Source organism: Nocardioides sp., assembly GCF_016462705.1.
Taxonomy (GTDB): domain Bacteria; phylum Actinomycetota; class Actinomycetes; order Propionibacteriales; family Nocardioidaceae; genus Nocardioides.
This window is the reverse complement of sequence record NZ_JAEMSS010000260.1, coordinates 1-4,492: the sequence shown is the minus strand read 5'-3', so window position 1 is coordinate 4,492 and position 4,492 is coordinate 1. Positions and strand designations below refer to the sequence as shown.

Genomic DNA, 4,492 nt, shown 5'->3' with positions numbered 1-4,492 from the left:
ACAAGCGCGCCTACCGGATCATCGACTTCCGTCGCTACGACAAGGACGGCGTCCCCGCCAAGGTCGCGGAGATCGAGTACGACCCCAACCGCACCGCGCGGATCGCGCTCCTGCACTACGCCGACGGCGAGAAGCGCTACATCATCGCGCCGAAGGACCTGCGCCAGGGCGCTGCGCTGGAGTCGGGCATCAACGCCGACATCAAGGTGGGCAACAACCTGCCGCTGCGCAACATCCCGGTGGGCACCACGATCCACTGCATCGAGCTGCGGCCCGGTGGCGGCGCCAAGATCGCCCGCTCGGCCGGAATGAGCGCCCAGCTCGTGGCCCGCGAGGGCTCGCGGGCCACGCTGCGGATGCCGTCGGGCGAGATGCGCTTCGTCGACGTGCGCTGCCGCGCCACCGTCGGCGAGGTCGGCAACGCCGAGCAGTCCAACATCAACTGGGGCAAGGCCGGCCGCATGCGCTGGAAGGGCAAGCGCCCGACCGTCCGCGGTGTCGTCATGAACCCGGTCGACCACCCGCACGGTGGTGGCGAGGGCAAGACCTCCGGTGGTCGCCACCCGGTCTCCCCCTGGGGCAAGCCCGAGGGTCGCACGCGCAAGCGCAAGGCCAGCGACTCCCAGATCATCCGTCGTCGCAAGTCCGGCAAGGGTAGGAAGTAACCGACATGCCACGCAGCCTGAAGAAGGGCCCCTTCGTCGACGACCACCTGATGAAGAAGGTGGACGCCGAGAACGAGAAGGGCAGCCACAACGTCATCAAGACCTGGTCGCGCCGCTCCATGATCGTGCCGGCCATGATCGGTCACACCATCGCGGTGCACGACGGCCGCAAGCACGTCCCCGTCTTCGTGTCCGACTCGATGGTGGGCCACAAGCTGGGCGAGTTCGCCCCGACGCGCACCTACCGCGGGCACGTCAAGGATGACCGGAAGGGTCGCCGCCGATGAGCACCACCGAGCGTCAGCGCATCAGCGCGCGCCGCGACTCGATCCTCGGCGACGCGCCGGGGTCGTTCGCCAGCGCGCGCTTCGTCCGGATCACGCCCCTCAAGGCCCGCCGCGTCGTGGACATGGTCCGCGGCCTGCCGGTCGACGAGGCGCTGTCCCTGCTGCAGTTCGCGCCGCAGGCGGCCTCCGAGACCGTCTACAAGGTCCTCGAGAGCGCCATCGCCAACGCGGAGACCACCGAGGGTCTCGACCGGGCCGGCCTGGTCGTCTCGGTCGCCCTGGTCGACGAGGGCCCCACCATGAAGCGCTGGCGCCCCCGTGCGCAGGGCCGGGCCACCCGGATCAACAAGCGCACCAGCCACATCACGCTGGCGGTCCAGCCGGCCGACGCCCTCTCGACCAAGCAGGGTGCCAAGAAGAACGGGAAGGGTGCCTGACTCATGGGCCAGAAGATCAACCCCAACGGCTTCCGCCTCGGCATCTCCACCGACCACAAGTCGCGCTGGTACGCCGACAAGCTGTACAAGGCCTACGTCGGCGAGGACGTGGCGATCCGCAGGCTCCTGTCCAAGGGCATGGAGCGGGCCGGCATCTCCAAGGTCGAGATCGAGCGCACCCGGGACCGGGTCCGCGTCGACATCCACACCGCCCGTCCGGGCATCGTGATCGGCCGCCGCGGCGCCGAGGCCGACCGGATCCGCGGTGAGCTCGAGAAGCTCACCGGCAAGCAGGTGCAGCTGAACATCCTCGAGGTCAAGAACCCCGAGGTGGACGCCCAGCTCGTCGCCCAGGGCGTCGCCGAGCAGCTCTCCGGCCGCGTGCAGTTCCGCCGGGCGATGCGCAAGGCGATGCAGACGACGATGCGGTCGGGCGCCAAGGGCATCCGGATCCAGTGCTCGGGCCGCCTCAACGGCGCCGAGATGTCGCGCACGGAGTTCTACCGCGAGGGTCGCGTGCCCCTGCACACGCTCCGCGCCGACATCGACTACGGCTTCTACGAGGCCAAGACCACCTTCGGCCGGATCGGCGTGAAGGTCTGGATCTACAAGGGCGAGGTCGCCGGCACCCGTGCCGAGCGCCAGGCCCAGGCCGCGGCGCGCGCCGGCGTCCCGGGTCGTGGCGGAGCCCGCCCCGCCCGCGGTGGCGAGCGTCCGAGCCGGGGCACCCGTCCGACCCGCAGCGACCGTGAGGGTGGCGCCGAGTCCGGTGCCGCGACCACGACCGAGGCCCCCGCGGCCGAGGCGCCTGCTGCCACCACCACCGACACCACCACGACTCAGGAGGGCTGACCCATGTTGATGCCCCGTCGTGTCAAGCACCGCAAGCAGCACCACCCCAACCGGCGTGGTGCGGCCAAGGGCGGGACCCGTCTCGCCTTCGGTGACTTCGGCATCCAGGCGATCGAGGGTCACTACGTGACCAACCGGCAGATCGAGTCCGCTCGTATCGCGATGACCCGCCACATCAAGCGCGGCGGCAAGGTGTGGATCAACATCTACCCCGACCGCCCGCTGACCAAGAAGCCGGCCGAGACCCGCATGGGTTCCGGCAAGGGCTCGCCGGAGTGGTGGATCGCCAACGTCAAGCCGGGCCGGGTGATGTTCGAGCTGTCCGGTGTCGACGAGACCGTTGCCCGCGAGGCCATGCGCCGCGCGATGCACAAGCTCCCGATGAAGTGCCGCTTCATCTCCCGTGAGGCTGGTGAGTTCTGATGGCGAACAAGCTGATGGCGCACGAGCTCGACGAGATGACCGACGTCGACCTCGAGAGCAAGCTGCGCGAGGCCAAGGAGGAGCTCTTCAACCTCCGCTTCCAGGCGGCCACCGGCCAGCTGGAGAGCCACGGCCGGCTCCGCACGGTCAAGAAGGACATCGCCCGGATCTACACCGTGGTGCGCGAGCGTGAGCTCGGGATCCGCGCCACGCCGAGCGACAGCGACGACAACGAGGACGGTGCCCAGTGACCGAGCAGGCGAGCGAGCAGAGCACGGAGACGCCCGCCGAGGGCCGCAGGGACCGCAAGGTCCGTGAGGGCCTGGTCGTCAGCGACAAGATGGACAAGACCGTGGTCGTGTCCGTCGAGGACCGTCGCAAGCACCCCCGCTACGGCAAGGTCATGCGCCAGACGGCCCGCCTGAAGGCGCACGACGAGAACAACGAGTGCGGCATCGGCGACCGCGTCCAGATCATGGAGACCCGGCCGCTGTCGGCGACCAAGCGCTGGCGCCTGGTCAAGATCCTCGAGAAGGCCAAGTAATGATCCAGCAAGAGTCCCGGATGAAGGTCGCCGACAACACCGGCGCCAAGGAGATCCTGTGCATCCGCGTGCTCGGCGGCTCCGGCCGCCGGTACGCCGGCATCGGTGACACGATCGTCGCGACCGTCAAGGACGCGATCCCCGGCGGCAACGTCAAGAAGGGCGACGTCGTCAGGGCCGTCATCGTGCGCACCGTCAAGGAGCGCCGCCGTGCGGACGGTTCCTACATCAAGTTCGACGAGAACGCCGCCGTCATCCTCAAGGCCGACGGCGAGCCGCGCGGCACGCGCATCTTCGGCCCCGTGGGTCGCGAGCTGCGCGAGAAGCGCTTCATGAAGATCATCTCGCTGGCGCCGGAGGTGCTGTGATGGCTCACCGCAAGGCCGCATCGGCCAAGAAGTCGGTCTCGATCAAGAAGGGCGACACCGTCAAGGTGATCGCCGGTCGTGACAAGGGCGCCGAGGGCAAGGTCATCAGCGTGCTCCGCGAGGAGCAGCGGGTGATCGTCGAGGGCGTCAACCGCGTCAAGAAGCACACGAAGGTCGTCAACCAGGGCGGTCGCGCCGGCAACACCGGCGGCATCATCACCGCCGAGGCGCCGATCCACGTCTCCAACGTCATCCTCGTCGAGGGCGACGCGGTGACCCGGGTGGGCTTCCGCCGCGACGAGGTCACCAAGCGCCGTCCCGACGGCTCGACGTACGCCGCGGAGCGCAGCGTGCGCATCTCCCGCAAGACCGGCAAGGACATCTGAGGTAACCGATGACTGACACCGCCACCGAGGCGACCGAGAACACCGAGGCCACTGAGTCGGGCGACGCGCCCTCCGCGCGCAGCCGCTCGGCCGCGGTGACCCCTCGGCTCAAGACGCGCTACCGCGAGGAGATCGTCCCCGCGCTGCGCAGCGAGTTCGAGATCGCCAACGTCATGGACGTCCCCGGCCTGGTCAAGATCGTGGTCAACATGGGCGTCGGCGAGGCCGCTCGCGACTCCAAGCTGATCGAGGGCGCGATCCGCGACCTCACCGTGATCACCGGGCAGAAGCCGCTGGTGACCAAGGCCCGCAAGTCCATCGCCCAGTTCAAGCTGCGCGAGGGCATGCCGATCGGTGCGCACACGACGCTGCGCGGCGACCGGATGTGGGAGTTCCTCGACCGCCTGCTCTCGCTGGCGCTGCCGCGCATCCGTGACTTCCGTGGCCTCTCGCCGCGCCAGTTCGACGGCAAGGGCAACTACACCTTCGGTCTGACCGAGCAGGTCATGTTCCACGAGATCGACCAGGAC

The 4,492-nt window shown here is 69.1% G+C and carries 10 protein-coding genes; all 10 read left to right on the top strand.

Features of this window, described 5'->3' with window-relative positions; all coding sequences use genetic code 11:
• A partial coding sequence (gene rplB, locus JHD21_RS20960; RefSeq protein ID WP_292679386.1) for a 50S ribosomal protein L2 occupies positions 1-665 on the top strand: 665 nt, incomplete at its 5' end.
• Positions 666-670: 5 nt separating this feature from the next.
• Positions 671-952, top strand: a complete 282-nt coding sequence (gene rpsS / locus JHD21_RS20955) for a 30S ribosomal protein S19 (RefSeq protein WP_292679384.1) — start codon at positions 671-673, stop codon at positions 950-952.
• Positions 949-1,389 carry a 50S ribosomal protein L22 gene (gene rplV / locus JHD21_RS20950; RefSeq protein ID WP_292679382.1) on the top strand — a complete coding sequence of 147 codons (441 nt, stop codon included), beginning with the start codon at positions 949-951 and terminating at the stop codon, positions 1,387-1,389. Before rpsS ends, rplV begins: the two co-directional genes overlap by 4 nt.
• A gap of 3 nt (positions 1,390-1,392) precedes the next feature.
• Entirely contained in the window at positions 1,393-2,241 is an 849-nt protein-coding gene (rpsC, locus tag JHD21_RS20945; RefSeq protein ID WP_292679379.1) for a 30S ribosomal protein S3, read from the top strand.
• Positions 2,242-2,244: 3 nt separating this feature from the next.
• Entirely contained in the window at positions 2,245-2,664 is a 420-nt protein-coding gene (rplP, locus tag JHD21_RS20940) for a 50S ribosomal protein L16 (RefSeq protein WP_085873125.1), read from the top strand.
• Positions 2,664-2,915: a 50S ribosomal protein L29 gene (gene rpmC / locus JHD21_RS20935; RefSeq protein WP_292679372.1), complete on the top strand. Its 252-nt coding sequence runs from the start codon at positions 2,664-2,666 to the stop codon at positions 2,913-2,915. Before rplP ends, rpmC begins: the two co-directional genes overlap by 1 nt.
• Positions 2,912-3,208 carry a 30S ribosomal protein S17 gene (gene rpsQ / locus JHD21_RS20930; protein ID WP_292679369.1) on the top strand — a complete coding sequence of 99 codons (297 nt, stop codon included), beginning with the start codon at positions 2,912-2,914 and terminating at the stop codon, positions 3,206-3,208. The genes rpmC and rpsQ overlap by 4 nt, the downstream gene beginning before the upstream one ends.
• Positions 3,208-3,576 carry a 50S ribosomal protein L14 gene (gene rplN / locus JHD21_RS20925; RefSeq protein WP_292679366.1) on the top strand — a complete coding sequence of 123 codons (369 nt, stop codon included), beginning with the start codon at positions 3,208-3,210 and terminating at the stop codon, positions 3,574-3,576. Before rpsQ ends, rplN begins: the two co-directional genes overlap by 1 nt.
• Positions 3,576-3,962 (top strand): 50S ribosomal protein L24, encoded by a 387-nt coding sequence (gene rplX, locus JHD21_RS20920; protein WP_292679363.1) that lies wholly within the window; start codon positions 3,576-3,578, stop codon positions 3,960-3,962. Before rplN ends, rplX begins: the two co-directional genes overlap by 1 nt.
• Positions 3,963-3,970: 8 nt before the next feature.
• Positions 3,971-4,492 (top strand): 50S ribosomal protein L5 (rplE, locus tag JHD21_RS20915; RefSeq protein WP_292679360.1); only part of this gene is annotated, 522 nt, incomplete at its 3' end.

Bases quoted from the DNA above. Each gene is read 5' to 3' on its own strand.
- rpsS (WP_292679384.1), top strand. From the start codon at position 671: ATGCCACGCAGCCTGAAGAAGGGCCCCTTCGTCGACGACCACCTGATG.
- rplV (WP_292679382.1), top strand. From the start codon at position 949: ATGAGCACCACCGAGCGTCAGCGCATCAGCGCGCGCCGCGACTCGATC.
- rpsC (WP_292679379.1), top strand. From the start codon at position 1,393: ATGGGCCAGAAGATCAACCCCAACGGCTTCCGCCTCGGCATCTCCACC.
- rplP (WP_085873125.1), top strand. From the start codon at position 2,245: ATGTTGATGCCCCGTCGTGTCAAGCACCGCAAGCAGCACCACCCCAAC.
- rpmC (WP_292679372.1), top strand. From the start codon at position 2,664: ATGGCGAACAAGCTGATGGCGCACGAGCTCGACGAGATGACCGACGTC.
- rplN (WP_292679366.1), top strand. From the start codon at position 3,208: ATGATCCAGCAAGAGTCCCGGATGAAGGTCGCCGACAACACCGGCGCC.
- rplX (WP_292679363.1), top strand. From the start codon at position 3,576: ATGGCTCACCGCAAGGCCGCATCGGCCAAGAAGTCGGTCTCGATCAAG.